Genomic DNA, 23,318 nt, shown 5'->3' with positions numbered 1-23,318 from the left:
GAGTCGCTATGGGTGATCGGCACGACTATGTCGCCCTGGAGTGGGTCAAAGGCGAAATCGCGGAAACCCTCAAGCAGGCCCGCCAGGCCCTGGAGGCGTTCGTCGAGAGCCCGCAGGACCTGACGCGCCTGCGTTTCTGCCTGAACCACGTCCATCAGGTGCAAGGCACCCTGCAGATGGTCGAGTTCTATGGCGCCGCTCTGCTGGCCGAGGAAATGGAGCGGCTGCTGCAGGCCCTGATCGAGGGGCGCGGCAGCCGTGGCGAGGCGCTGGAAGTGCTGATGCAGGCGATCCTGCAGCTGCCGGTCTACCTCGAGCGAATCCAGAGCGCCCGCCGCGACCTGCCGCTGGTGGTGCTGCCGCTGCTCAACGACCTGCGCGCCGCCCGTGGCGAGAGCCTGCTGTCGGAAACCAGCCTGTTTTCCCCCGACCTGTCGGCCGCACGGCCCGCAGCGCTGGCTCCGGCTGCCCTCGAGCGACTGGAGCGTGCCGGCCTGCCGACCCTGCTGCGCAAGCTGCGGCAGATGCTGCAGGTGGCGCTGGCAGGCTACATCCGCAACCAGGAACCGGCGACCCAGCTGGGTTATCTGGTCAAGGTGTTCGCCAAGCTGGAAAGCCTGACCGCCACTGCCCCCGTCGGCCCGCTGTGGTCGGTGGCTGCCGGCGTGGTCGAGGGACTGCTCGACGGCAGCATCGCCGCCAGCAACACCCTGCGCACCCTGCTGCGCGAGGTCGATCACGAGCTCAAGCGCCTGATCGACGACGGCATGCCGGCGCTCAACCAGCCGGCGCCCGACCAACTGCTGAAGAACCTGCTGTTCTATGTGGCCAAGAGCCCCAGCGAGGCGGGGCGTACCGCCGAGCTGAAGGCGCGCTTCCAGCTGGCCGAGGCGATGCCCGACAGCCGTCTGGTGGACGAGGAGCGCGCCCGCATGGCCGGCCCCGACCGCGACGCCATGCGCTCGGTGGTCGGGGCCCTGTGCGAGGAGCTGGTGCGGGTCAAGGACAGCCTCGACCTGTTCGTGCGCAGCGATCGGCGCCAGCTGAGCGATCTGGTCGGCCTGCAGGTGCCGCTCAAGCAGATCGGCGATACCCTGGCGGTGCTCGGCTTCGGCCAGCAGCGCAAGGTGATCGCCGACCAGCTGCTGACCATCGGCCAGCTGATCGGCGGTCAGTGCCAGCCCAACGACGCGGTGCTGATGGACATCGCCGGCGCGCTGCTGTTCGTCGAGGCCACCCTGTCCGGCATGGTCGGTCCGGCCGAAGGCGAGCGTGGCGAGGACAACCTGCTGCCGACCACCGATGTGGGGCAGATCCACCAGTTGGTGATCAAGGAAGCACGCAACGGCCTCGAGCAGTCCAAGGATGCCATCATCGAGTTCATCGGTTCCCAGTGGAATCACGAGCATCTGGCCCGCGTGCCCGAGCTGCTGACCCAGGTGCGCGGCGGTCTCGGCATGATCCCGCTGCCGCGTGCCGCGGCCCTGCTGGATGCCTGCTGCCGCTACATCCGCGAGCAGCTGCTGGTGCGCCAGGCGGTGCCGAGCTGGCAGAGCCTGGACACCCTGGCCGACGCCATCACCAGCGTCGAGTACTACCTCGAGCGGATCGCCGAGGATCATGTGACCCAGGGCGACCTGATCCTCGACGTCGCCGAGGAAAGCCTGACGACGCTGGGCTATGGCCTGCAGCCGACCCGTTCGATCCTCGACGAGCCGATGCCCGAGCTGGTGGAGCTGCGCGCCGAACCGGCCGTTGCGGTCATCGCCGAGCCCGAGCCGGACATTTCCGCGCCGCGGCTGGAGCCCCTGGCCGAGACGCCGCCCGTGGCAACCCCGCTGGCGGTCGAAGCTCCGGCGCCGGTCGAGGCCGCCGAAGCGGCGGTCGGGGTGGATCCCCAGGCCGCGGCTGTCGAAGCCGAGGCCCTGGTGGCCACGGAGCCGGTCGTAGTGCCCGCCGAGGCGCCGCAGCCGGCAGTGCCGGCAGCCGAGCTGAGCCTGGCCGCCGTGCTGGCGACGCCGGTAGCGGCGATCAATCCGCCGGCCCAGGACGCCCCGCCGCAGCTGCTGCCGCCGCCCGCCGACGAGGAGCCGGTGGACGAGGACCTGCAGGAGGTGTTCATCGAGGAAGCCGGCGAGGTCCTCGACACCATCAACGAATTCCTGCCGCAGTGGGCCGCCGACACCGGCAACCGCGAAGCGCTCACCGAGGTGCGCCGCGCGTTCCACACCCTCAAAGGCAGTGGCCGGATGGTGCGCGCCCTGGTCATCGGCGAGCTGGCCTGGTCGATCGAGAACATGCTCAACCGGGTCATCGACCGCAGCATCCAGGTCGATGCACCGCTGCTGCAGGTGATCCGCGACGTGGTCGACCTGTTGCCGGCGCTGGTCGATGAATACGCCGCCAAGGCCCAGCGCCAGCGCGACGACGTCGACCGCCTGGCCGCCAGCGCCCATGCCCTGTCGCGCGGCGAGCCCCTGCCTGGCGCCGTACCGGCGATCGAGGCGGTCGCCGCCGGCCTGCCGGCAGAGTCCACCGTCGCATCCGCCGAGGCTGCGTCCGACGAGGAGTTGCTCGATCCGCAACTGCTGGAGGTGTTCCTCGCCGAGGCCGAAGCCCATCTGGAAGCCATCGTCCGCTTCCTCGGCGCCTGCGACCGCGAACTGCCGCAGGCGGTCACCGACGAACTGCAGCGTGCCCTGCACACCCTCAAGGGCAGCGCCTACATGGCCGGTATCCAGCCGATCGCCGAAGTGGCGGCGCCGCTGGAAAGACTGGCGAAGGAGTTCAAGACCAACCTGATACCCTTCGGCCTGGCCGCCGCCGAGCTGCTGCGCGATGCGGAAAAGCTCCTGCGCCGCGGCCTGGAGCGCCTCGGCAGCGAGCCGCTGGCGCGCCTGCCGGGCAGCGAGGAGCTGCTGACCCGGGTGCAGCTGCTGCACCAGGAGCAGCTGGATGCCGCCGAGGCCGGCTGGCGCAGCCAGGACCGGCGCGATCCCAAGCTGATCAGCCAGTTCCTCGCCGAGGGCATGGACATCCTGCTGGATGCCGACGATCTGCTGGCGCGCTGGCGTCAGCATCCGGCCGAACGCGAGGAACTCGAGGCCCTGCGCAGCGAGCTGGCGACCCTGTCGCGCGGTGCGCAGCACGCCGAGCTGCCCCAGGTCGATCAGCTGTGCATCGCCCTGCTGGCGATCTATGCGGCCGTCGGCGAGTCGCGGCTGGTGGTGGATGGCCCGTTCTTCCGCGAGGTGGAGGCGGCCCACGAAGCCCTGATCGGCATGATGGATCAGGTTGCCGCCGGCCTCGAGGTCGCTCCGCAGCCGGCGCGCGTGCAGGCTCTGCAGCAGCTGCTGGTTCAGGCCAGCAGCGTGGTCGAGGCCCCGGAGTTCGATCTGTTGGTGGAAGCCGAGCCGGTGGTCGATGCCGATATCGTCCCGCCAGTCGAGTTCGAGCCGTCGCCGGCCGACGAGCCGGTGGCCGAGGCCGATGCCGTCCCGCCGCTCGGGTTCGAGTTGTTCCTGGCCGAGGAGCCGGAAGCGGAACCCGAAGCCGCCGCGGTCCTGGAGTTCGAGTCGCTGGCGGCTGCCGAGCCGGTGGCCGTGGCCGATGCCGTCCCGCCGCTCGGGTTCGAGTTGTCCCTGGCCGAGGAGCCGGAAGCGGAACCCGAAGCCGCCGCGGTCCTGGAGTTCGAGTCGCTGGCGGCTGCCGAGCCGGTGGCCGAGGCCGATGCCGTCCCGCCGCTCGGGTTCGAGTTGTCCCTGGCCGAGGAGCCGGAAGCGGAGTCCGATGCCGCCGCGGTCCTGGAGTTCGAGTCGCTGACGGATGCCGAGCCGGTGGCCGATGCCGAGGCCGCCCCGCTGGCCGGACTCGAGCCGTCGCCGGCCGATGAGCCGGCGGCGGAGTTCGCAGCCGCCGCGGGCCTGGAGTTCGAGTCGCTGGCGGATGCCGAACCGGTGGTCGAGGCCGATGCGGATGTCGTCCCGCCGCTCGGGTTCGAGTTGTCCCTGGCCGACGAGCCGGTGGCGGAGCCCGCAGCCGCCGCGGGTCTGGAGTTCGACCTGCTCGCACAGACCGAGGTCGATGTTGTTTCGCTGCCCGGGATCGAGCTGGCGGCAGAAGCCGAGCCGATGGCCGAACTCGATCCGCCGCTGGCCGATGGCGTTGCCGAACCGGCACCCCTGCCGGTGGTGCCCGAGGACGAGGCTCCCGATGCGGAGATGGTCGAGATCTTCCTCGAGGAGGCGGGCGATATCCTGGAGAGTGCCGGCGAGGCACTCGAGCGCTGGCTCGCCCAGCCCCAGGCCCGCTCCGCCCTGGCTTCGCTGCAGCGTGACCTGCACACCCTCAAGGGTGGTGCGCGCATGGCCGGGGTCCGTGCCATCGGCGATCTGGCCCACGAGCTGGAGTTCGTCTACGAAGGTCTCACCGATGGTCGTTTCGACCTCGCCGAGGGCGCTGTCGGCCTGCTGCACGAGGGCCACGACCTGCTGGCCCGGCAGGTGGAGGAGCTGCAGTCGGGCCTGCCGCTGACCGCAGCGGGCGCACTGCTCGAACAGATGCGCGCCCTGCGTCAGGGGGAGATGCCGGACTTGCCGGCAGGCGCCCTGCCCGCACATCCTGAAGCCGAAGCCGAAGCCGAAGCCGAAGCCGAAGCCGAAGCCGAAGCCGAAGCCGAAGCCGAAGCCGAAGCCGAAGCCGAAGCCGAAGCCGAAGCCGAAGCCACGGACCTGGACTTCCTGGCACTGTCGCTGGCCGAGGAGCGCGGATTCGCCGAGCCGATGGCCGCCGAGGCTCCGGCGCTGCCCGCTGCATCGCAGCATGCGGCGGCCCTGCAGGCCGACCTGCAGAGCAGCCTGGTGGTCGAGCGCGACCCGGAGCTGGTGGAGATCTTCCTCGAGGAAGGCTTCGACATCCTCGACTCCGCCAGCGAGGCCCTGCAGCGCTGGATCGAGGCAGGCGCCCGCGGTCCGGGCCTGGAAGCCCTGCAGCGCGATCTGCACACCCTCAAGGGCGGTGCGCGCATGGCCGAGGTCAGCGAGGTCGGCGACCTGGCTCACGAGCTGGAATACCTCTACGAAGGCCTCGGCGATGGCCGCCTGCAGGCGGAGTCTTCGCTGTTCGGTCTGCTGCACGACAGCCACGACCGCCTGGCCCTGATGCTCGAGGCCTTGCGCAGCGGCAAAGCGCTGCCCGATGGCGCACAACTGATCGAGGCGATCCGTCGCTTCCGCCGGCAAGGGCAGCAGGGCGGCGATACCCGCCAGCCTGCCGCTCCGGTCCTGCCCGAGGCTGCCGCGTCTTGCGCGGCGCCGCTCGATGCGCTGGCGCAGGCCGGGCAACCGCTCGACGACAGCGCGGCGGACGATGACGAATCGGGCTTCCTCACTCCGGAGCTGAGCGACAACGATGTGCTGTCGCTGTTCCTCGAGGAGGCCGGCGACCTGCTGGAGGCGCTGGAGTCCGCACTCGGCAGCTGGGAAGGCCGTGGCGCCGCGCCGCTGGACGACCTGCTGCGCGTGCTGCACACCCTCAAGGGCGGTGCGCGCCTGGCCGGCCTGCGGCATCTGGGCGAGCTGGCCCTCGAACTCGAGCAGCACCTGAACGCGGCCGCGACCGACAGCAGCGCGCTGGCCTCGCTGTTCCCGGCCCTGCAGAGCGGTTACGAGCGCCTGCTGGCCGATGTCGAGCAGCTGCGCACGCGGCTGCCCAGCGAGGCGGCCGAAGGGCCGGAGCCGTCCGCTGCGCCGGTCGCGCCGCGCCTGGAGCCGCTGGTGCAGCGGCTCACCCCGGTGCGCGACGACGTTCCGCGCAAGGTGCTGCCCTTCGTCCAGCGTGCCCAGCAGGCGGCTGCCGAGGCCGCTGCGCGTCGCGCGCCGCAGGAGCTGGTCAAGGTGCCGGCGGAGCTGCTCGAGGCGCTGGTCAACCTGGCCGGCGAGACCTCGATCTTCCGGGGGCGCGTCGAGCAGCAGGTCAACGACACCGCCTTCACCCTCGGCGAGATGGAAGCGACCATCGAACGGGTGCGCGACCAGCTGCGCCGCCTGGATACCGAAACCCAGGCGCAGATCCTCTCGCGCTACCAGGCCGAGAGCGAGCGGGCCGGCTACGAGGACTTCGACCCGCTGGAAATGGACCGCTACTCGCAGCTGCAGCAGCTCTCGCGCGCACTGTTCGAGTCGGCGTCCGACCTGCTCGACCTCAAGGAAACCCTGACCGCGCGCAACCGCGATGCGGAGACCCTGCTGCTGCAGCAGGCGCGGGTCAACACCGAGCTGCAGGAAGGCCTGATGCGCACCCGCATGGTGCCGTTCGACCGCCTGGTGCCGCGCCTGCGCCGTATCGTGCGCCAGGTCGCCGGCGAGCTGGGCAAGCAGGTCGAACTGGTGGTGCACAACGCCGAAGGCGAGATGGACCGCAGCGTGCTGGAAGGCATGGTGGCGCCGCTGGAGCACATGCTGCGCAATGCCGTCGACCACGGCATCGAGGCGCAGGAAGTGCGCCGCGCCGCCGGCAAGCCGGAGGCGGGCACCATCCGCCTGAGCCTGAGCCGCGAGGGCGGCGACATCCTGCTGACCCTGGCCGACGACGGCGCCGGGGTGAACATCGCTGCAGTGCGCCGCAAGGCCGTCGAGCGCGGCCTGATGGCCGCCGAGTCCGAACTGTCCGACTACGAGGTGCTGCAGTTCATCCTCGAGGCCGGCTTCTCCACCGCCGCCAAGGTCACCCAGATCTCCGGGCGTGGCGTGGGCATGGACGTGGTGGCCTCCGGGGTCAAGCAGCTCGGGGGCTCGGTCAGCATCGACTCGGTCGCCGGCCAGGGCACCCGCTTCCTGGTGCGCCTGCCGTTCACCGTGTCGGTCAACCGCGCGCTGATGGTGCACTCCGGCGAAGACCTGTACGCCATCCCGCTGAACACCGTGGAGGGCATCGTGCGCATCTCGCCCTACGAGCTGGAGGCCTACTACCAGCCGGGCGCACCGCGCTTCGAGTACGCCGGGCAGCAGTACCAGGTGAAGTATCTCGGCGAGCTGCTGAACAACGGCCAGCAGCCCAAGCTGGCGGCGCAGAGCCTGCCGCTGCCGGTGATCCTGGTGCGCTCGGCGGAATACGCCACCGCGGTGCAGGTGGACAGCCTGGCCGGCTCGCGCGAGATCGTGGTGAAGAGTCTCGGCGCGCAGTTCTCCGGCGTGCCGGGGATCTCCGGCGCAACCATCCTCGGCGACGGCCGGGTGGTGGTGATTCTCGACCTGCTGGCCACCCTGCGTGCCCGCCAGGCCCAGCAGCTGCCAAGGCAGGCCGGTGTGGCGCGCCTCGGCACGGAGAGCGCCGACAAGCAGCGCCCGCCGCTGGTCATGGTGGTCGACGACTCGGTGACCGTGCGCAAGGTGACCACGCGCCTGCTCGAGCGCAATGGCATGGAGGTGCTGACCGCCAAGGACGGCGTCGACGCCATCGCCCAGCTGCAGGACGTGGTGCCGGACGTGATGCTGCTCGACATCGAGATGCCGCGCATGGACGGCTTCGAGGTGGCCACCCTGGTGCGCCACGACGAGCGTCTCAAGGACCTGCCGATCATCATGATCACCTCGCGGACCGGCGAGAAGCACCGCGAGCGCGCGCTGGCCATCGGAGTCAACCAGTATCTCGGCAAGCCGTATCAGGAAGCGGCGCTGCTCGAGCAGATCCAGCAGTTGGTAGGTCGTCATGAGTGAACGTAGCAGCGGCCGCGTCGCGGTCATCGCCGACACCTCGCTGCAGCGCCACGTGCTGCAGCAGACCCTGCAGGCCAATGGCTACCAGGTGCTGCTCAACAGCGACCCGCTGCGTCTCGACGACGAGCAGCTGAGCGCCTGCATGCCGGACCTGTGGCTGGTCGACCTGGCCCAGCTGGAGGATTCGCCGCTGATCGACCGGCTCCTCGAGCAGGCCAGCGCCCCGGTGCTGTTCGGCGAGGGACAGGCTCCGGAGCGCAGCTCCGAGCACTACCCCCGCTGGGAGCGGCGCCTGCTCGGCAAGCTCAAGCGCCTGGTCGGCGATCCGGCCCGCGCGGTCGGCCCGAGCCTGGAGGCGCTGCTCGCCAACGGCCAGCGCCCGCCGCGGCTCAACCTGCCGGAAGCGCTGGCCGAGACGGCGCTGGCCATCGGCGAACCGGCCGAGCAGGTGTGGCTGCTGGCGGCCTCGCTGGGCGGCCCGGAGGCGGTCAAGGAGTTCCTCGACGCCCTGCCCGGCGGCCTGCCGCTGGGCTTCATCTACGCCCAGCACATCGATCCGTCGTTCGAGCAGCGCCTGCCCCAGGCGGTCGGCCGCCACAGCCAGTGGCCGGTCAACCTGGCCCGCGAGGGCGACCGGGTGCGCTGCGGCGAGGTGGTGGTGGCGCCGATCAGCCACGAGCTGGCCTTCGACGAGGATGGCTGCATGCGCATCCTCGACCGCTCCTGGCCGGAGCCCTACAGCCCGTCGATCGACCAGATGATGCTCAACCTGGCCCAGCAGTTTCCGTCCTGCTGCGGCGTGATCGCCTTCAGCGGCATGGGCAGCGACGGCAGCGCCGCCGCCGCCTATCTGCGCCGTCAGGGCGGCCTGATCTGGACCCAGAAGGCCGACAGCTGCGCCTGCCCGAGCATGCCGGACAGCCTGCGCGACGGAGGCCACAGCAGTTTCAGCGCGACCCCGCGCGAGCTGGCCGAGGCGCTGGTGGTGCGCCTGGCCGAGCAGTACGACCAGTGAGCAGGAGTCAGCCATGAGCCAAGCAGCCCCCGTCACCGCCGGCGCGGCACAACAAACCCTCAACACCCTGCTGTTGCCGCTCAGCGACCGCGTCCTGCTGCTGCCCAGCGTGGCGCTGGCCGAGCTGATCAACCAGCGTCCGGTCGAGGCGCATCCGGGGACTCCGGACTGGTATCTGGGCGACCTCATCTGGCGCGACCTGCGCCTGCCGCTGCTGTCCTTCGAGGCGGCGTCCAGCGGCAAGCCGCCGGCGGTGGGCAGCGGGGCGCGCATCGCGGTGATCAACGCCATCGGCGGCCGGCCGCAGTTGAAGTTCTTCGCCCTGCTGGTGCAGGGCATCCCGCGGCCGCAGCGGCTCGATACCCAGCTGGCCAGCGCCGGCGCCCCGCTGGCCGCGCTGGAGCTGGATTCGGCGCTGGTCGAGGGCGAGCTGGCGCGCATCCCCGACCTGATCGCCCTGGAGCAGAAGCTGGCCGATATCGGCCTGATCTGAGCTGAACCGCCGCAACGCCACAGGCCCGCATCTGCGGGCCTGTGGCGTTTCAGGGGCAGGCGTTCAGAAGTCGCCCCACAGCTGCTGGGCCACGCTGAGCGCCACCACCGGCGCGGTCTCGGTGCGCAGCACCCGCGGGCCGAGGCGGGCGGCCTGGTAGCCGGCGCGCTGCGCCTGCGCCACCTCGGCATCGCTCAGGCCGCCTTCCGGGCCGATCAGGAAGGCCAGCGAGGCCGGGCGGGCATGGCCGGTCAGCGGTTCGGCGACCGGATGCAGCACCAGCTTCAGCTCGGCGGCGGTCTGCTCCAGCCACTCGGCCAGGGTCAGCGGCGCATGGATGATCGGCAGCACCGAGCGGCCGCACTGCTCGCAGGCGCTGATCGCCACCTGGCGCCAGTGGGCCAGGCGCTTGTCGGCACGCTCGTCCTTCAGGCGTACCTCGCAGCGCTCGCTGATGATCGGGGTGATCTCGGCGACCCCCAGCTCGGTGGCCTTCTGGATCGCCCAGTCCATGCGCTCGCCGCGCGACAGGCCCTGGCCGAGGTGGATGTGCAGCGGCGACTCGGCGAGCCCGGCGAGCTGCTCGCGCAGCTCCACCTGCACGTTCTTCTTGCCCACCTCGACCAGTTCGCCGACGAACTCGCGGCCGCTGCCGTCGAACAGCTGCACGGCGTCGCCGGCGGCGAGCCGCAGCACGCGGCCGATGTAGTGGGCCTGGGCCTCCGGCAGATCGAAACGGCCGAGGGACAGGGGGAGATCGACGAAGAAACGGGATAGACGCATGGTGGGCAGCGGCGGACGGCGACGGAAAGACGGCTAGCTTACCGGTTTCCGTGCGCCGCTTGCAGGTCAGCCCGGATCGTGGAAGGTCGCCGGGCCGCCGGCCGGCACGCTCACGCGGACCGCCTCGCGGGTGGCGATGTCGATGCCCTCGCTGGCCACCTCGGCGAGGAAGTCGATCTGCTCGGGGGTGATCACGTAGGGCGGCAGGAAGTACACCACGCTGCCCAGCGGGCGCAGCAGCGCGCCGCGCGCCAGAGCGTGCTGGTAGACGGCGAGGCCGCGGCGCTCCTGCCACGGATAGGGCGTCCTGCCGGCCTTGTCGGCGACCATCTCGATGGCCAGCGCCATGCCGGTCTGGCGCACCTCGGCGACGTGCGGGTGGTCCCCGAGGTGCGCGGTGGCGCTGGCCATGCGCGCGGCCAGGGTCTTGTTGCGCTCGATCACGTCGTCCTGCGCGAAGATGTCCAGGGTCGCCAGGGCGGCGGCGCAGGCCAGCGGGTTGCCGGTGTAGGTGTGCGAGTGGAGGAAGGCGCGCAGGGTGGCATAGTCGGCGTAGAACGCCTGGTAGACGTCGTCGGTGGTCAGCACCGCGGCCATCGGCAGGTAGCCGCCGGTCAGCGCCTTGGACAGCACCAGGAAGTCCGGGGTGATACCGGCCTGCTCGCAGGCGAACATGGTGCCGGTGCGGCCGAAGCCGACGGCGATCTCGTCGGCGATCAGGTGCACGCCGTAACGGTCGCAGGCCTCGCGCAGCAGCCGCAGGTACACCGGGTGATACATGCGCATGCCGCCGGCGCCCTGGATCAGCGGCTCGACGATCACCGCGGCGATCTCGCCGTGATGCTCGGCCAGGGTCTGCTCCATGTGGGCGAACATCGCCTGCGAATGCTCCTCCCAGCTCACCCCCTCCGGGCGCAGGTAGCAGTCCGGGCTGGGCACCTTGAAGGTGTCCAGCAGCAGCGGCTTGTAGGTGTCGGTGAACAGCGCCACGTCGCCCACCGACATGGCCGCCACGGTTTCGCCGTGGTAGCTGTTGGTCAGGGTGACGAAGCGCTTCTTGCCGTCGCGGCCGACGTTGCGCCAGTAGTGGAAGCTCATCTTCAGCGCCACCTCGATGCCCGAGGAGCCGTTGTCGGCATAGAACACCCGGGAAAGACCCGGCGGGGTGATTGCCACCAGGCGTTCGGACAGCTCGATCACCGGCTGGTGGCTGAAGCCGGCGAGCATCACGTGCTCGAGGCTCTCCAGCTGCTCCTTGATGCGCGCGTTGATCCGCGGGTTGGCGTGGCCGAACACGTTGACCCACCAGGAGCTGACCGCATCCAGGTAGCGCCGGCCGTCGAAGTCCTCCAGCCACACGCCCTCGCCCCGACGGATCGGGATCAGCGGCAGCTGCTCGTGGTCCTTCATCTGCGTGCAGGGGTGCCAGAGCACGGCCAGATCGCGCTCCATCCACTGTTGATTGCGGCTCATCGACGGCGCTCCTCGAACGGACAGGGCGCACAGTGTAGCCCCGGGGCCGCAGGGATGGGCAGAGGCGCGGATCCATCGGACATTCGAATTGTTTTGAACCAGAAATTCCGCTTTATATCGATGGGTTTGTTGCTAGTCTTGGCTTCTCGCTTTTAACGGGAATTCTTCTCATGCAATGGCGCAATTCCGCCCGCCGCTACGGGCTGGTCAGCATCCTCCTGCACTGGGGCATCGCCCTGGCGGTGTTCGGCCTGTTCGGCCTCGGCCTGTGGATGGTCGGCCTCGACTACTACAGCAGCTGGTACCGCCGCGCCCCCGACCTGCACAAGGGCATCGGCATCCTGCTGCTGCTGGCCATGCTGCTGCGGGTGGTCTGGCGGCTGGTCAGCCCGCCGCCGCCGGCGCTGGCCAGCTACAGCGCGCAGACCCGCGCCGGCGCCGCGCTGGCCCACGGCCTGCTGTATCTCGGGCTGTTCGCCCTGATGGTTTCCGGTTACCTGATCTCCACCGCCGACGGCCGCGCCATCGAGGTGTTCGGCTGGTTCAGCGTGCCGGCCACCCTCAGCGGCATCGACGGCCAGGAAGACATCGCCGGCCTCGTGCACCGCTGGCTGGCCTGGGGCCTGATCGGCCTGGCCGTGCTGCACGCCCTGGCCGCCCTCAAGCACCACTTCATCGACCGCGACGCGACCCTCAAGCGCATGCTGGGCCGCGCCGAATGACCCCTAGACTGCAACGGAGTCCCACCATGCTGAAGAAATCCCTGCTCGCCCTGAGCCTCGGTTCCCTGCTGTTCGGCGCCCAGGCCATGGCCGCCGACTACAAGATCGACAAGGAAGGCCAGCACGCCTTCGTCAACTTCAAGATCAGCCACCTCGGCTACAGCTGGCTGTACGGCACCTTCAAGGACTTCGACGGCAGCTTCAGCTTCGATGCCGCCAAGCCGGAGGAGAGCAAGGTCAAGGTCGAGCTGAAGACCGCCAGCGTCGACTCCAACCACGCCGAGCGCGACAAGCACCTGCGCAGCGCCGACTTCCTCAACGTGGCCAAGCACCCGACCGCCACCTTCGAGTCCACCGGCGTGAAGTCCACCGGCGAGGGCACCGCCGACATCGCCGGCAACCTGACCCTCAACGGCGTGACCAAGCCGGTGGTGATCGCCGCCAAGTTCATCGGCGAAGGCCAGGATCCGTGGGGCGGCTACCGCGCCGGCTTCGAGGGCAGCACCAGGCTCAAGCTGAAGGACTTCGACATCCAGAAGGACCTCGGCCCGGCTTCCCAGGAAGTCGAGCTGATCATCTCCGTCGAGGGCGTGCGCCAGTAACGCGCCGTCCCTGAACGACAACGCCGCCCGAATGGGCGGCGTTGTCGTTTCCGGCAGCGACTGCGCCGCAGGAGCGGCGCGGGCGCTTACTTGTTGCGGGTCAGCAGCGCCGGCTTCTCGCTGCGCGGGCGGTTTTCCTGCTCCAGCTGTTCCAGCTGCTCGGCGGTGGGCAGGCGGTCGCTGCGCGACGGCTTGCGCACGATCACCGGCTGGGTGTCGCGCGGGCTGCGCACGGCCGCCGGCTCGCGCAGCGGCGGCTCACGCAGCAGGCTGTCGCGGGCGCGCTGGCCGAGGTCGCCGCGGCGCTGGCCGCCGCCGGCGTTCTGCCGGGCACCGCCCTGGCCACGCGGGGCATTGCCGCCGCCCTGCGGGCGAGCGCCGCGGCCCTGCTTCTTGCCCTGGTAGGGGCTGACGTACTCGACGCTGTTGCCGAAGTTGTCGTACTCATCGTCGAGGAAGGCCTCCGGATCGCGATCGGGGCGGGTCGGCAACGGCAGTTCGCCCGGTGCCAGCTGGACCGCCGCCGGCTGGCCGCCGCGGCGCTCGTTGCGGCCCTGTCCCTGCGCCTGGCCCTGACCGCCACGGCGGTTGCGCGACTTGTCGCCACCCTGGGCAGCCTGGCCCTGCGGGCGATCGCCGCGAGCCGGCTTGGCCGACGGCTTGTCCGCCTTCTCGCCGCGGGCCGGTCTGGCGGCCTTGTCGGTCTTGTCGCCCCTCGGCTTGTCGCCCTTCTCGCTCTTCTCGCCCTTGGCGGCGCGCGGGGCGCGCTCCTTGCGTTCCTGCTGCGGCAGGTCCTTGCGGCCGTGGCCACGGCCCTGGCGCGGCGGCCGCTCGTCGCTGTCGGTCGGCGCGGCTTCCACCACCTGGCTGGGGTCGAAGCCCTGCATGTCGCCTTCGGGGATGCGCTGCTTGGTCAGGCGCTCGATGGCCTTGAGCAGCTTGTCCTCGTCCGGGGACACCAGCGAGATCGCCTCGCCGCTGCGTCCGGCGCGGCCGGTGCGGCCGATGCGGTGGACGTAGTCCTCCTCGACGTTGGGCAGCTCGTAGTTGACCACGTGCGGCAGCTGGTCGATGTCCAGGCCGCGGGCGGCGATGTCGGTGGCCACCAGGATGCGCACGCTGTTGGCCTTGAAGTCGGCCAGCGCCTTGGTGCGCGCGTTCTGGCTCTTGTTGCCGTGGATCGCGGCGGCCGGCAGGCCCTGCTTGCACAGGTACTCGGCCAGGCGGTTGGCGCCGTGCTTGGTGCGGGTGAACACCAGCACCTGCTCCCAGGCGCCGACGGTCACCAGGTGGGCGAGCAGGGCGCGCTTCTGGGTGGCGGCGATGCGGAACATGCGCTGCTCGATGCGCTCCACCGTGGTGTTCGGCGGGGTCACCTCGATGCGCTCGGGGTTGTGCAGCAGCTTGCCGGCGAGATCGGTGATGTCCTTGGAGAAGGTCGCCGAGAACAGCAGGTTCTGGCGCTTGGCCGGCAGCTTGGCGAGCACCTTCTTGACGTCGTGGATGAAGCCCATGTCGAGCATGCGGTCGGCCTCGTCGAGGACGAGGATCTCCACGTGGCCGAGGTCGATGGCCTTCTGGTTGGCCAGGTCGAGCAGGCGGCCGGGGCAGGCGACCAGCACGTCGAGGCCCTTGGCGACGGCCTGGACCTGCGGGTTCATGCCGACGCCGCCGAAGATGCACGCGCTTTTCAGCGGCAGGTCGCGGGCGTACAGCTTGAAGCTGTCGTGGACCTGGGCGGCCAGCTCGCGGGTCGGGGTCAGCACCAGCACGCGCGGCTGCTTGGCGGCGTGGCGGTGTTCGCGGTCCGGGTGGCCGCCCGGGAACAGCAGTTCGAGCACCGGCAGGGCGAAGCCGCCGGTCTTGCCGGTGCCGGTCTGCGCGGCGACCATCAGGTCGCGGCCCTGCAGGACGGCGGGAATGGCGCGCTGCTGCACCGGGGTGGGCTGGGTGTAGCCGGCGGCCTCGACGGCGCGGGCCAGGGCCTCGGAGAGACCGAGGGAAGTAAAGGACATGCGGGGTTCCTGTTTCACGTCGGCAACCCGCCGACTCGGGGGGGATCGACCCGGCCTCTGGCCGGTAGATCCCGCGCGCATCATCATCGACTGCGAACAGGGCATGGATTCGGACCATGCCCCCGCCCGACGGCCATCGCCCTGCGCCGGGCGGTGGTCTGGACGGAGGTCCGTAGCGTTGCGAGCCGCCGTCCGCGCCGATGGCGCGGACGGGCGCTCTGAGCCCGGGGGCTCGACCTCAGCGGGGCAGCTTGAGGTTGTTCCAGATCGCCAGGCTCGGTTCGGCCTGGTTCAGGGTGTAGAAGTGCAGGCCCGGGGCACCGCCGGCGAGGAGTTTCTCGCACATCTCGGTGATCACCTGTTCGCCGAACGCCTGGATGCTGGCGAGGTCGTCGCCGTAGGCTTCCAGCTGCTTGCGGATCCAGCGCGGGATCTCGGCGCCGCAGGCGTCGGAGAAACGCGCCAGCTTGCTGTAGTTGGTGATCGGCATGATACCCGGAACGATCGGGATTTCGACACCCAGCTTGCGCACGCGTTCCACGAAATAGAAGTAGCAGTCGGCGTTGAAGAAGTACTGGGTGATCGCGCTGTCGGCGCCGGCCTGGGCCTTGCGCACGAAGTTACGTAGATCATCCTCGAAACTGCGCGCCTGCGGGTGGACTTCCGGATAGGCGGCAACCTCGATATGGAAATGCTCGCCGGTTTCCGCGCGGATGAACTCGACCAGCTCGTTGGCGTAGCGCAGCTCGCCGCTGGCCATGCCCATGCCCGAGGGCAGGTCGCCGCGCAGGGCGACGATGCGCTGGATGCCGGCGTCCTTGTAGGTGGCCAGCAGCTCGCGCAGCTCGGCCTTGCTGTCGCCGACGCAGGACAGGTGCGGCGCGGTCGGCACCTTCACCTCGCCGTCGAGCTGCAGCACGGTGTTCAGCGTGCGGTCGCGCGTCGAGCCGCCGGCGCCATAGGTGCAGGAGAAGAAATCGGGGTTGTAGCCGGCCAGTTGGCGGGCCACGGTCAGCAGTTTTTCGTGCCCGGCTTCGGTCTTGGTCGGGAAGAACTCGAAGCTGTAGCGGCGTTCCTGGGACATGGAGTCGATCCGTTCAGACGTAGGGTGCGCCGTGCGCACCGGGGTAATCATCGCTGCGGGTGGTGCGCGTGGCGCACCCTACGATGTGTCCGTTTGGCGAAGCGGAGGGAGGGAAGCCGCGGCACGGGTTTCCCTCCCGGCGCAGGCGTATCAGTAACGGTAGCTGTCCGGCTTGAACGGGCCTTCGGCGTTCACGCCGATGTACTCGGCCTGCTTGCCGGTCAGGCGGGTGACCACGCCACCGAAGCCCTTGACCATCTCCAGGGCCACTTCTTCGTCGAGCTTCTTCGGCAGCACCTCGACGGTCAGGCGCTGGGCCTTCTCCGCGGCCGGCAGGTCGGCGAAGCGCGCGCCGTACAGGTGGATCTGCGCCAGCACCTGGTTGGCGAAGGAGCCGTCCATGATCCGGCTCGGGTGGCCGGTGGCGTTGCCCAGGTTCACCAGGCGGCCTTCGGCCAGCAGGATCAGGTAGTCGTCGTTGGTCGGGTCGATGTCCTTGCCGGTGCGGTGGATCTTGTGCACCTGCGGCTTGACCTCTTCCCAGCCCCAGTTGGCGCGCATGAAGGCGGTGTCGATCTCGTTGTCGAAGTGGCCGATGTTGCACACCACGGCGCGCTTCTTCAGCGCCTTGAGCATGTTGGCGTCGCAGACGTTGACGTTGCCGGTGGTGGTGACGATCAGGTCGATCTTGCCGAGCAGCGCCTTGTCGATGCTGGCCTCGCTGCCGTCGTTGTTGCCGTCGAGGTACGGGGACACCACCTCGAAGCCGTCCATGCACGCCTGCATGGCGCAGATCGGGTCGATCTCGCTGACCTTGACGATCATGCCTTCCTGGCGCAGCGACTGCGCCGAGCCCTTGCCCACGTCGCCGTAGCCGATCACCAGCGCCTGCTTGCCGGACAGCAGGTGGTCGGTGCCGCGCTTGATGGCGTCGTTGAGGCTGTGGCGGCAGCCGTACTTGTTGTCGTTCTTGCTCTTGGTCACCGAGTCGTTGACGTTGATCGCCGGGACTTTCAGGGTGCCGGCCTTGAGCATGTCGAGCAGGCGGTGCACGCCGGTGGTGGTTTCCTCGGTGATGCCGTGGATCCGCTCCAGCATCGCCGGGTAGCGCTCGTGGAGGATCTGGGTCAGATCACCGCCGTCGTCCAGCACCATGTTGGCGTCCCACGGCTGGCCGTCCTTGAGGATGGTCTGCTCGATGCACCACTCGTACTCCTCCTCGGTCTCGCCCTTCCAGGCGAACACCGGGATGCCGGCGGCGGCGATGGCGGCGGCGGCCTGGTCCTGGGTGGAGAAGATGTTGCAGGACGACCAGCGCACCTCGGCGCCGAGGGCGACCAGGGTCTCGATCAGCACCGCGGTCTGGATGGTCATGTGGATGCAGCCGAGGATCTTCGCGCCGGCCAGCGGCTTCTCCGCGGCGTACTTGCGGCGCAGGCCCATCAGCGCCGGCATCTCGGACTCGGCGATGATGATCTCGCGACGGCCCCAGTCGGCCAGGGCAATGTCGGCAACCTTGTAATCGGCAAAAGCAGCGCTCATGCGTATCTCCATTCGTGATTGGCGAATGGGCGCCGTTGAAGTCAGGAACGGACGCAGGCTGCGTGCCGTGGCGACAGCCCGTCCGAGCCTGACAGGTGCCGGTGCATCGACCGGCGCAAACCCTGCTGCAGCGCCCCTCGGACGGGAGGCGGGTGCGGCCGGAGGCCGCGGGGAGCCCGGATTATAGCGGCGCGCGCGGCCGTGCCCAAGTTTTCCGTACGTGCGGCGCCCCGACGCGCCCGCAGGCCTTGGCCCGCAGGAGCGATGCGCGGATACTGTCGCGCGTTTTCGACCCGACCCCCGCGAGTAGCCATGATTGCCCGAACCCTGCTGTTGCTGGCCCTGAGCGGCCTGACCCTGACCGCCTGCGACCGTGTCGACCCCAATTCGCCGCTGGGCCAGCGCCAGGCGCTGTTCAAGCAGATGCTCAACACCAGCGAGGACCTCGGCGGCATGCTGCGCGGCCGCATCGGCTTCGACGAGCAGCGCTTCGCCGAGGGCGCCGCCAGGCTCGATGCGCTGTCGCGCCAGCCCTGGCAGCACTTCCCGCAGGTGCGCGAGGAGGACAGCAGCGCCCGCGACGAGGTGTGGCAGCGTCAGGAGCGCTTCCAGCAGCTGGCCCGCGACCTCGAGGCGAGCACCGCGGCGCTGGTCGCCGCCACCACCGCCCGGCCGCTCGAGGCCAAGGCCCTGGCCGCGCCGGTCGATCGCGTGGAGAAGGCCTGCAAGGCCTGCCACGAGGAATTCCGCATCTACTGAAAGCCGCGCACGCCGGCGACCTGCAGCCGGCGGCGCAGCTCGCCCACCTCGGGATGGGCGAAGAACGCCTGCAGCTGCGTGGCCTGTCGGGCGCTGGCGCCGGCGGCCTGCCAGTCCGCGGCGCTGCGCGCCGCCAGCGTCGCCCAGTCCTCCGCCAGCCGGGCACCGCCACTGGGCGGCAGGCCCAGCGCCCTGAGCCAGTGCGCGAACGGCCGCTGGCGGGCCGTCTGCAGGCTGCGCCACACAGTCGCCGCGCGCCGCGGGCCGAAGCCCGGCAGGGCCGCCAGTTGCGCCTCGTCCAGCGCCAGCCAGTCGAGCAGGCCGTCCAGCCGGCCGCTGTCCTGCAGCGCCTGCCAGGTGCCCGGGCCAAGGCCGCCCAGCGCCAGGCCCTGGCGTCCGCCGAGCCAGACCAGCCGCGCATGGAACTGTCCGGCGCAACCCGGCTCGCTGGCCCGCCAGCAGCTCAGCGGATGATGGCGCGCCGGGTCGGGCACGGCGAGCGGCGCCCGCTCGGCCGCCTGCCAGGCCACGCCGTCGAGGCGCGGAATGCTCAGCCCGGCCAGGCGCAGCGCCACCTGGTCGCCGGGGCGGATGTCCAGCTGCCGCCAGCGCCCGAGCGAGCCGGCGCTGACCCGGGCGATGCGCCGGTCGTCCAGCTGCAGCGGTTCGAGGTGCAGCAGCGGGGTGATGCGCCCGCGGCGGCCGATGCGGAACTCCACTGCGCGCACCTCGGCCAGCGCCTGCGCCGCCGGGTATTTCCAGGCCACCGCCCAGTGCGGCGGCTCGGCCTGCCAGCGCGTGGCCGGCGGGCGGCTGCCGTGGCGGATGACGATGCCGTCGCTGGCGAACGGCAGCGCCTGGCGATACCACTGCTCGCGCCAGCGGGCGATCTCGTCGGCACCGCGTACCGGTCGGGTGTAGTCCGGGCTGTCGAAGCCCAGGCGGCGCAGGCCGGCCAGGCGTTCGCCCATCTCCTGCGGCCCCTCCGGCCAGTCCCAGACGAACAGGCCGATGCCGCGGCCCTCGGCCTCGCTCAGCGCCGCGCGGGCGAGCAGGCCGGCGACCCGGGCGCGCGCCCCGGCGCCGCCGTGTTCGGCCTGCACGTGGCCGTCGAGCCGCCAGTACAGCTCGCCCTGCAGCAGCAGGTGCGCGGGCGCGCCGGGCAGCTCGGCGGGGATGGCGGGGATCCGCCGCGCGCTGGCGGTCCAGTCCTGGCCGTGGCGGCCGTCGCCGCGGCTGATCGCCCGCGCCAGCCGGCCGCGCTCGTAGATCAGGCTGACCGCCACGCCGTCGACCTTGGGCTGCACCCACAGGTCGTCCTGCCCGCCGACCCAGGCCGCCACCGCCGCGGCATCGGCGAGCTTGGCCAGGCCGGTGTGCGCCACCGGATGGGCGAGCGGCCCGGCGGCCGTGGCCAGCGCCGGCGGCGTGCGGGCCGCGGCGGGAAAGCACTGGTTCCACTGGGCGAGGCGCGCGCGGGCCTGGTCGTAGAGGGCGTCGTCGACCGGCGACTGGCCGTCGCGGTGATAGGCGGTGTCCCAGGCGGCGATGCGCTCGGCGAGCGCCCGGACTTCGCGGGCGGCGCGTGCGGCCGGCCAGTCCGGACAGGCGGCGTGGACGAGGGGAGGCAGCAGCAGGGCCAGCGCCAGGGCGGCGCCCGGCAGCGTGCGCGGCAGGCGGCGGGGCATGGAGGTGAGCGTCCTTGCTCGAGGGAGATCGCAGCTTAGGGGCGGCGCTCCGTTCTGGCTGTGCGCCGCTGCGCACTCCGCGCCGCCTTTCGTCGGACAAAAAAAGACCCGGCAGAGCCGGGTCGAACGCCTTTCAAGCCAGAACGCGCAACGGGATCAGCTCATGCCCAGCCACTCGGGCAGGGCCAGGGAGATCGCCGGGATGTAGGTGATGAGGAGCAGGAAGCCGATCAGCATCATCAGCCAGGGCATGGCGGCGCGGATCACCGCGGAAACCGGCATGCCGGTGACCGCCGAGGTGACGAACAGGTTGAGGCCGACCGGCGGGGTGATCAGGCCGATCTCCATGTTCACCACCATGATGATGCCGAGGTGGATCGGGTCGATGCCCAGCTGCACGGCGATCGGGAACAGGATGGGGGCGAGGATCAGGATGATCGCCGAGGGCTCCATGAAGGCGCCGGCGACCAGCAGCACGATGTTCACCACCAGCAGGAACATCCACGGCGACAGGCCCATCTCGACCACCCAGGCGGTGATCTGCTGGGGGATCTGCTCGGTGGTCAGCACGTGGGCGAACAGCATGGCGTTGGCAATGATGAACATCAGCATGATGCTCAGCTTGGCCGACTCGAGGATCACCGCCGGCGCCTCGGACAGCTTCATGTCCTTGTAGACGAACAGGGCGACGAAGGCCGAGTAGACCGCGGCCACGGCAGCGGCCTCGGTGGGGGTGAACATGCCCGAGTAGATGCCGCCGAGGATGATCACCATCAGCAGCAGGCCCCAGATCGCCTTGCGCGCGGCGCCCAGCCACTCGCGCACGCTGGCGCGCGGCAGGGCCGGCAGGTTCTTCTTCACCGCGATGATGTAGATCGCCACCATCAGCACCGCGCCGAGCAGGATGCCCGGCACCACGCCGGCCATGAACAGCTTGCCGACCGAGGTCTCGGTGGCGGCGGCGTACACCACCATCACCACCGACGGCGGGATGAGGATGCCCAGGGTGCCGGCGTTGCAGACGATGCCGGCGCCGAACGCCTGCGGGTAGCCCGAGCGCACCATGCCGGCGATGGCGATGGAGCCGACCGCGGCCACGGTGGCCGGGCTGGAGCCCGACAGCGCGGCGAACAGCATGCACGCCAGTACCGCGCCGATCGCCAGGCCGCCGCGGATGTGGCCGACGCAGGCGTTGGCGAAGTCGATCAGCCGGCGGGCCACGCCGCCGGTGGTCATGAAGGCGCCGGCGAGCAGGAAGAACGGGATGGCCAGCAGGGTGTAGTGCTCGGAGGTCTCGAACAGCTTGATCGCCAGCGAGCGCACCGAGTCCTCGCTGAAGATCATGATGGTCAGCGAGCCGGCCAGGCCGAGCGACACGGCGATCGGCACGCCCATGAACATCAGCACGAACAGGGCGAGGAACAGGAACAGGATGGTCATTTGGTGTGCTCCTCGTGCTCGGTCAGCTTGATCGCCTCGGCGGCCTCGTCGGCCAGGCCCAGGCCGGTCTGCCGGTTGGTCAGGATGCGCACGAAGATCTCGGCGAAGCGGATGAACACCATGGCGAAGCCGAGCGGCACGATCAGGCCGATGTGCCACTGCATGACGCCGAAGTGGCCGAGATCCTCGGCACCGATGGCGGCGGTGAACAGGGTCTGTACCCACTCGAAGCTGGCGACGCTGAGCAGGCCGGCGTAGCCCAGGCAGGCCAGGCAGCCGACCAGGCCGATCAGGCGCTGCACCGGCTTGCTGGCCAGCTTGACCAGCGCGTCGACGCCGATGTGGCCGGCGGTGCGCACGCCGTAGGCCAGGCCGAAGAAGATCAGCCAGGCGAACAGCGCCTTGGTCAGCGCGTTGCTCCAGGTCATCGCCTGGGCCAGGTCGAGGATGAAGTCGCCGATGGCGAAGAAGAAGTCGCCGGCCGCCGCGAAGCGGTCGCCGAGGTTGTAGAACAGCGTGTACAGGTTGTTGAGGATGACGTAGACGAACGTCACCAGGGTCATGGCCGCCAGCAGGAAGACGATGAAGCCTTCCTCGAAGCGATCCCAGACCAGGCGCAAGGCGTTCATGGCAGGTATCTCCGGTGGAAAGAACGGCGGGGCGGGCGGCGTGCAGCTCTGCGGCTGCCGGCGGCGCCCGCCCCGCGGGCGAACCAATCGCTCAGGTAGAACTCAGTTGGCGGTATTGGCGGCTTCGGCGGCCTTGATCAGGTCGGCGCCGATCTCGCCCTCGAACTTCTTCCACACCGGCTTCATCGCCTCGCGCCACTTGGCGCGCTGCTCGTCGTTGAGGGTGATGATCTCGGTGGTCTTGGCATCGAGGATGCGCTGCTTGTCGCCCTGGTTGAGGGCCTCGGCCTGCTTGTTCACCTCGACGGACACCTCGTCCATGATCTTGCGCAGCTCGCTGCGCACGTCATCCGGCAGGCCGTTCCAGAACTTGGTGTTGGTGATCACCATGTAGTCCAGCACGCCATGGTTGGACTCGGTGATGTACTTCTGCACCTCGTGCATCTTCTGCGAGTAGATGTTCGAGTAGGGGTTCTCGGCGCCGTTGACCACGCCGGTCTGCAAGCCCTGGTAGACCTCGGCGAAGCTCATCTTGCGCGGGTTGGCGCGCACCGCCTTGAACTGCTCCTCGAGCACCTGCGAGGCCTGCACGCGGAACTTCAGGCCGCGGGCGTCCTTGGGTTCGTACAGCGCCTTGTTGGCCGACAGCTGCTTCATGCCGTTGTGCCAGTAGCCCAGGCCGGTGATGCCCTTGCTCTCCATGGAGGTCAGCAGGCCCTGGCCGGCGGGGCTGGCCTGGAAGCGGTCGACCGCCGCCATGTCGTCGAACAGGAACGGCAGGTCGAAGACCTGGACGCCCTTGGAGTAGTGCTCGAACTTGGCCAGCGACGGGGCGATGAGCTGCACGTCGCCGAGCAGCAGCGCCTCCATCTCCTTGCCGTCGCCGAACAGCGAGGAGTTCGGGTAGACCTCGACCTTGACCTTGCCCGCCAGGCGCTCCTCGGCCAGCTTCTTGAACAGCACCGCGCCCTGGCCCTTGGGCGTGTTCTCCGCCACCACGTGGGAGAACTTGATGACGATGGGGGCGGTCGCAGACTCGGCGGCCTGGGCCAGACCGGCGACGGCGAGCGAGAGGGCGCAGGCGAGCGCCTTGGCAGTCAGCTTGAACATGCGGGTACTTCCTCGTTGTTGTGATGACGCAGCTTGAACGGCGTTACCCCGGCGGCCGGCCTGCCGCCGGCCCGAGCGGTGGAGAGAGGGGGAACCGCTCGGGCGCGGCGGACAGGCCGGCGCGGGATACCCTGAGCTTAGCAACCGCTATGCCAGCGGCCGGAAACGTGCGCCAGCGCCCGCCCGCATGGAGGCGCCAAGGCCTCTGGTGCGCGGCTTGCAGGGGCGGGTTCGACTTTGGTCGAGGG

Annotated in this window: 15 protein-coding genes and 1 riboswitch; of the genes, 6 read left to right on the top strand and 9 right to left on the bottom strand. The window is 70.1% G+C overall.

The genetic code is table 11. The annotated features are described in order from the left end of the window. Positions 1–8: 8 nt before the first annotated feature. Genes RA210_RS22035 through RA210_RS17140 form a run of 3 tightly spaced genes read left to right on the top strand, consistent with a single transcriptional unit; the run spans position 9 to position 9,223 of the window. Positions 9–7,715, top strand: a complete 7,707-nt coding sequence (locus tag RA210_RS22035) for an Hpt domain-containing protein (protein WP_201487405.1) — start codon at positions 9–11, stop codon at positions 7,713–7,715. Beyond that, positions 7,708–8,730: a chemotaxis protein CheB gene (locus RA210_RS17145; RefSeq protein WP_136491535.1), complete on the top strand. Its 1,023-nt coding sequence runs from the start codon at positions 7,708–7,710 to the stop codon at positions 8,728–8,730. The genes RA210_RS22035 and RA210_RS17145 overlap by 8 nt, the downstream gene beginning before the upstream one ends. A gap of 13 nt (positions 8,731–8,743) precedes the next feature. Next, positions 8,744–9,223 (top strand): chemotaxis protein CheW, encoded by a 480-nt coding sequence (locus RA210_RS17140; protein ID WP_201487404.1) that lies wholly within the window; start codon positions 8,744–8,746, stop codon positions 9,221–9,223. Positions 9,224–9,286: 63 nt separating this feature from the next. Here RA210_RS17140 and RA210_RS17135 read toward each other — a convergent pair whose 3' ends face one another. Beyond that, positions 9,287–10,006 (bottom strand): 16S rRNA (uracil(1498)-N(3))-methyltransferase, encoded by a 720-nt coding sequence (locus RA210_RS17135; RefSeq protein WP_201487403.1) that lies wholly within the window; start codon positions 10,004–10,006, stop codon positions 9,287–9,289. Between the two features lie 66 nt (positions 10,007–10,072). Next, a complete protein-coding gene (locus RA210_RS17130) occupies positions 10,073–11,479 on the bottom strand; it encodes an adenosylmethionine--8-amino-7-oxononanoate transaminase (RefSeq protein WP_201487402.1) in 1,407 nt (468 codons plus the stop codon). 170 nt (positions 11,480–11,649) lie between these two features. Between RA210_RS17130 and RA210_RS17125 the strand changes: the two genes are divergently transcribed. Both RA210_RS17125 and RA210_RS17120 read left to right on the top strand, forming a co-directional pair. Next, entirely contained in the window at positions 11,650–12,201 is a 552-nt protein-coding gene (locus RA210_RS17125) for a cytochrome b (protein ID WP_136491539.1), read from the top strand. 26 nt (positions 12,202–12,227) lie between these two features. Continuing rightward, the gene (locus RA210_RS17120; RefSeq protein ID WP_136491540.1) at positions 12,228–12,803 is read left to right on the top strand and encodes a YceI family protein; all 576 of its coding nucleotides are present in this window, start codon (positions 12,228–12,230) and stop codon (positions 12,801–12,803) included. Between the two features lie 86 nt (positions 12,804–12,889). On the opposite strand, the gene RA210_RS17115 is transcribed toward RA210_RS17120, so the two are convergent. From RA210_RS17115 to ahcY, 3 genes are all read right to left on the bottom strand, one after another. Beyond that, on the bottom strand, positions 12,890–14,818 hold the full coding sequence (locus tag RA210_RS17115; RefSeq protein ID WP_201487401.1) for a DEAD/DEAH box helicase: 1,929 nt from the start codon (positions 14,816–14,818) through the stop codon (positions 12,890–12,892). A 238-nt stretch (positions 14,819–15,056) separates the two neighbouring features. Then, complete coding sequence (gene metF / locus RA210_RS17110; protein ID WP_136491722.1) at positions 15,057–15,902, bottom strand: methylenetetrahydrofolate reductase [NAD(P)H]; 846 nt, start codon at positions 15,900–15,902, stop codon at positions 15,057–15,059. A 150-nt stretch (positions 15,903–16,052) separates the two neighbouring features. After that, the gene (ahcY, locus tag RA210_RS17105) at positions 16,053–17,456 is read right to left on the bottom strand and encodes an adenosylhomocysteinase (protein WP_201487400.1); all 1,404 of its coding nucleotides are present in this window, start codon (positions 17,454–17,456) and stop codon (positions 16,053–16,055) included. Positions 17,457–17,464: 8 nt separating this feature from the next. Continuing rightward, positions 17,465–17,589, bottom strand: a riboswitch (S-adenosyl-L-homocysteine riboswitch). Between the two features lie 167 nt (positions 17,590–17,756). Here ahcY and RA210_RS17100 point away from each other — a divergent pair. After that, on the top strand, positions 17,757–18,203 hold the full coding sequence (locus RA210_RS17100; RefSeq protein WP_136491720.1) for a c-type cytochrome: 447 nt from the start codon (positions 17,757–17,759) through the stop codon (positions 18,201–18,203). On the opposite strand, the gene ligB is transcribed toward RA210_RS17100, so the two are convergent. The 4 genes from ligB to dctP all read right to left on the bottom strand — a co-directional run bounded on the left by ligB (position 18,197) and on the right by dctP (position 23,070). After that, on the bottom strand, positions 18,197–19,891 hold the full coding sequence (gene ligB / locus RA210_RS17095) for an NAD-dependent DNA ligase LigB (RefSeq protein WP_201487399.1): 1,695 nt from the start codon (positions 19,889–19,891) through the stop codon (positions 18,197–18,199). The genes RA210_RS17100 and ligB overlap by 7 nt on opposite strands. A 156-nt stretch (positions 19,892–20,047) precedes the next feature. Continuing rightward, positions 20,048–21,331, bottom strand: a complete 1,284-nt coding sequence (gene dctM, locus RA210_RS17090; RefSeq protein ID WP_136491065.1) for a C4-dicarboxylate TRAP transporter large permease protein DctM — start codon at positions 21,329–21,331, stop codon at positions 20,048–20,050. Further along, the gene (locus tag RA210_RS17085; protein WP_201487398.1) at positions 21,328–21,960 is read right to left on the bottom strand and encodes a TRAP transporter small permease; all 633 of its coding nucleotides are present in this window, start codon (positions 21,958–21,960) and stop codon (positions 21,328–21,330) included. Before RA210_RS17085 ends, dctM begins: the two co-directional genes overlap by 4 nt. A 102-nt stretch (positions 21,961–22,062) precedes the next feature. Next, positions 22,063–23,070 (bottom strand): C4-dicarboxylate TRAP substrate-binding protein DctP, encoded by a 1,008-nt coding sequence (dctP, locus tag RA210_RS17080; protein ID WP_136491063.1) that lies wholly within the window; start codon positions 23,068–23,070, stop codon positions 22,063–22,065. Positions 23,071–23,318 lie beyond the last annotated feature (248 nt).

Origin of the sequence: Pseudomonas sp. OF001, assembly GCF_904426495.1 — a bacterium.
In the GTDB taxonomy this organism is placed as follows: Bacteria; Pseudomonadota; Gammaproteobacteria; order Pseudomonadales; family Pseudomonadaceae; genus Geopseudomonas.
This window is presented reverse-complemented; position numbering and strand designations above follow the sequence as displayed.

What these genes read in the sequence shown, in the direction of transcription:
- metF (WP_136491722.1), bottom strand. Translation starts at nt 15,902, where the DNA reads ATGTCCCAGGAACGCCGCTACAGCTTCGAGTTCTTCCCGACCAAGACC.
- RA210_RS17145 (WP_136491535.1), top strand. Translation starts at nt 7,708, where the DNA reads ATGAGTGAACGTAGCAGCGGCCGCGTCGCGGTCATCGCCGACACCTCG.
- dctP (WP_136491063.1), bottom strand. Translation starts at nt 23,070, where the DNA reads ATGTTCAAGCTGACTGCCAAGGCGCTCGCCTGCGCCCTCTCGCTCGCC.
- RA210_RS22035 (WP_201487405.1), top strand. Translation starts at nt 9, where the DNA reads ATGGGTGATCGGCACGACTATGTCGCCCTGGAGTGGGTCAAAGGCGAA.
- dctM (WP_136491065.1), bottom strand. Translation starts at nt 21,331, where the DNA reads ATGACCATCCTGTTCCTGTTCCTCGCCCTGTTCGTGCTGATGTTCATG.
- ahcY (WP_201487400.1), bottom strand. Translation starts at nt 17,456, where the DNA reads ATGGAGATACGCATGAGCGCTGCTTTTGCCGATTACAAGGTTGCCGAC.
- ligB (WP_201487399.1), bottom strand. Translation starts at nt 19,891, where the DNA reads ATGCCCCGCCGCCTGCCGCGCACGCTGCCGGGCGCCGCCCTGGCGCTG.
- RA210_RS17135 (WP_201487403.1), bottom strand. Translation starts at nt 10,006, where the DNA reads ATGCGTCTATCCCGTTTCTTCGTCGATCTCCCCCTGTCCCTCGGCCGT.
- RA210_RS17085 (WP_201487398.1), bottom strand. Translation starts at nt 21,960, where the DNA reads ATGAACGCCTTGCGCCTGGTCTGGGATCGCTTCGAGGAAGGCTTCATC.
- RA210_RS17100 (WP_136491720.1), top strand. Translation starts at nt 17,757, where the DNA reads ATGATTGCCCGAACCCTGCTGTTGCTGGCCCTGAGCGGCCTGACCCTG.
- RA210_RS17115 (WP_201487401.1), bottom strand. Translation starts at nt 14,818, where the DNA reads ATGTCCTTTACTTCCCTCGGTCTCTCCGAGGCCCTGGCCCGCGCCGTC.
- RA210_RS17130 (WP_201487402.1), bottom strand. Translation starts at nt 11,479, where the DNA reads ATGAGCCGCAATCAACAGTGGATGGAGCGCGATCTGGCCGTGCTCTGG.
- RA210_RS17140 (WP_201487404.1), top strand. Translation starts at nt 8,744, where the DNA reads ATGAGCCAAGCAGCCCCCGTCACCGCCGGCGCGGCACAACAAACCCTC.
- RA210_RS17120 (WP_136491540.1), top strand. Translation starts at nt 12,228, where the DNA reads ATGCTGAAGAAATCCCTGCTCGCCCTGAGCCTCGGTTCCCTGCTGTTC.
- RA210_RS17125 (WP_136491539.1), top strand. Translation starts at nt 11,650, where the DNA reads ATGCAATGGCGCAATTCCGCCCGCCGCTACGGGCTGGTCAGCATCCTC.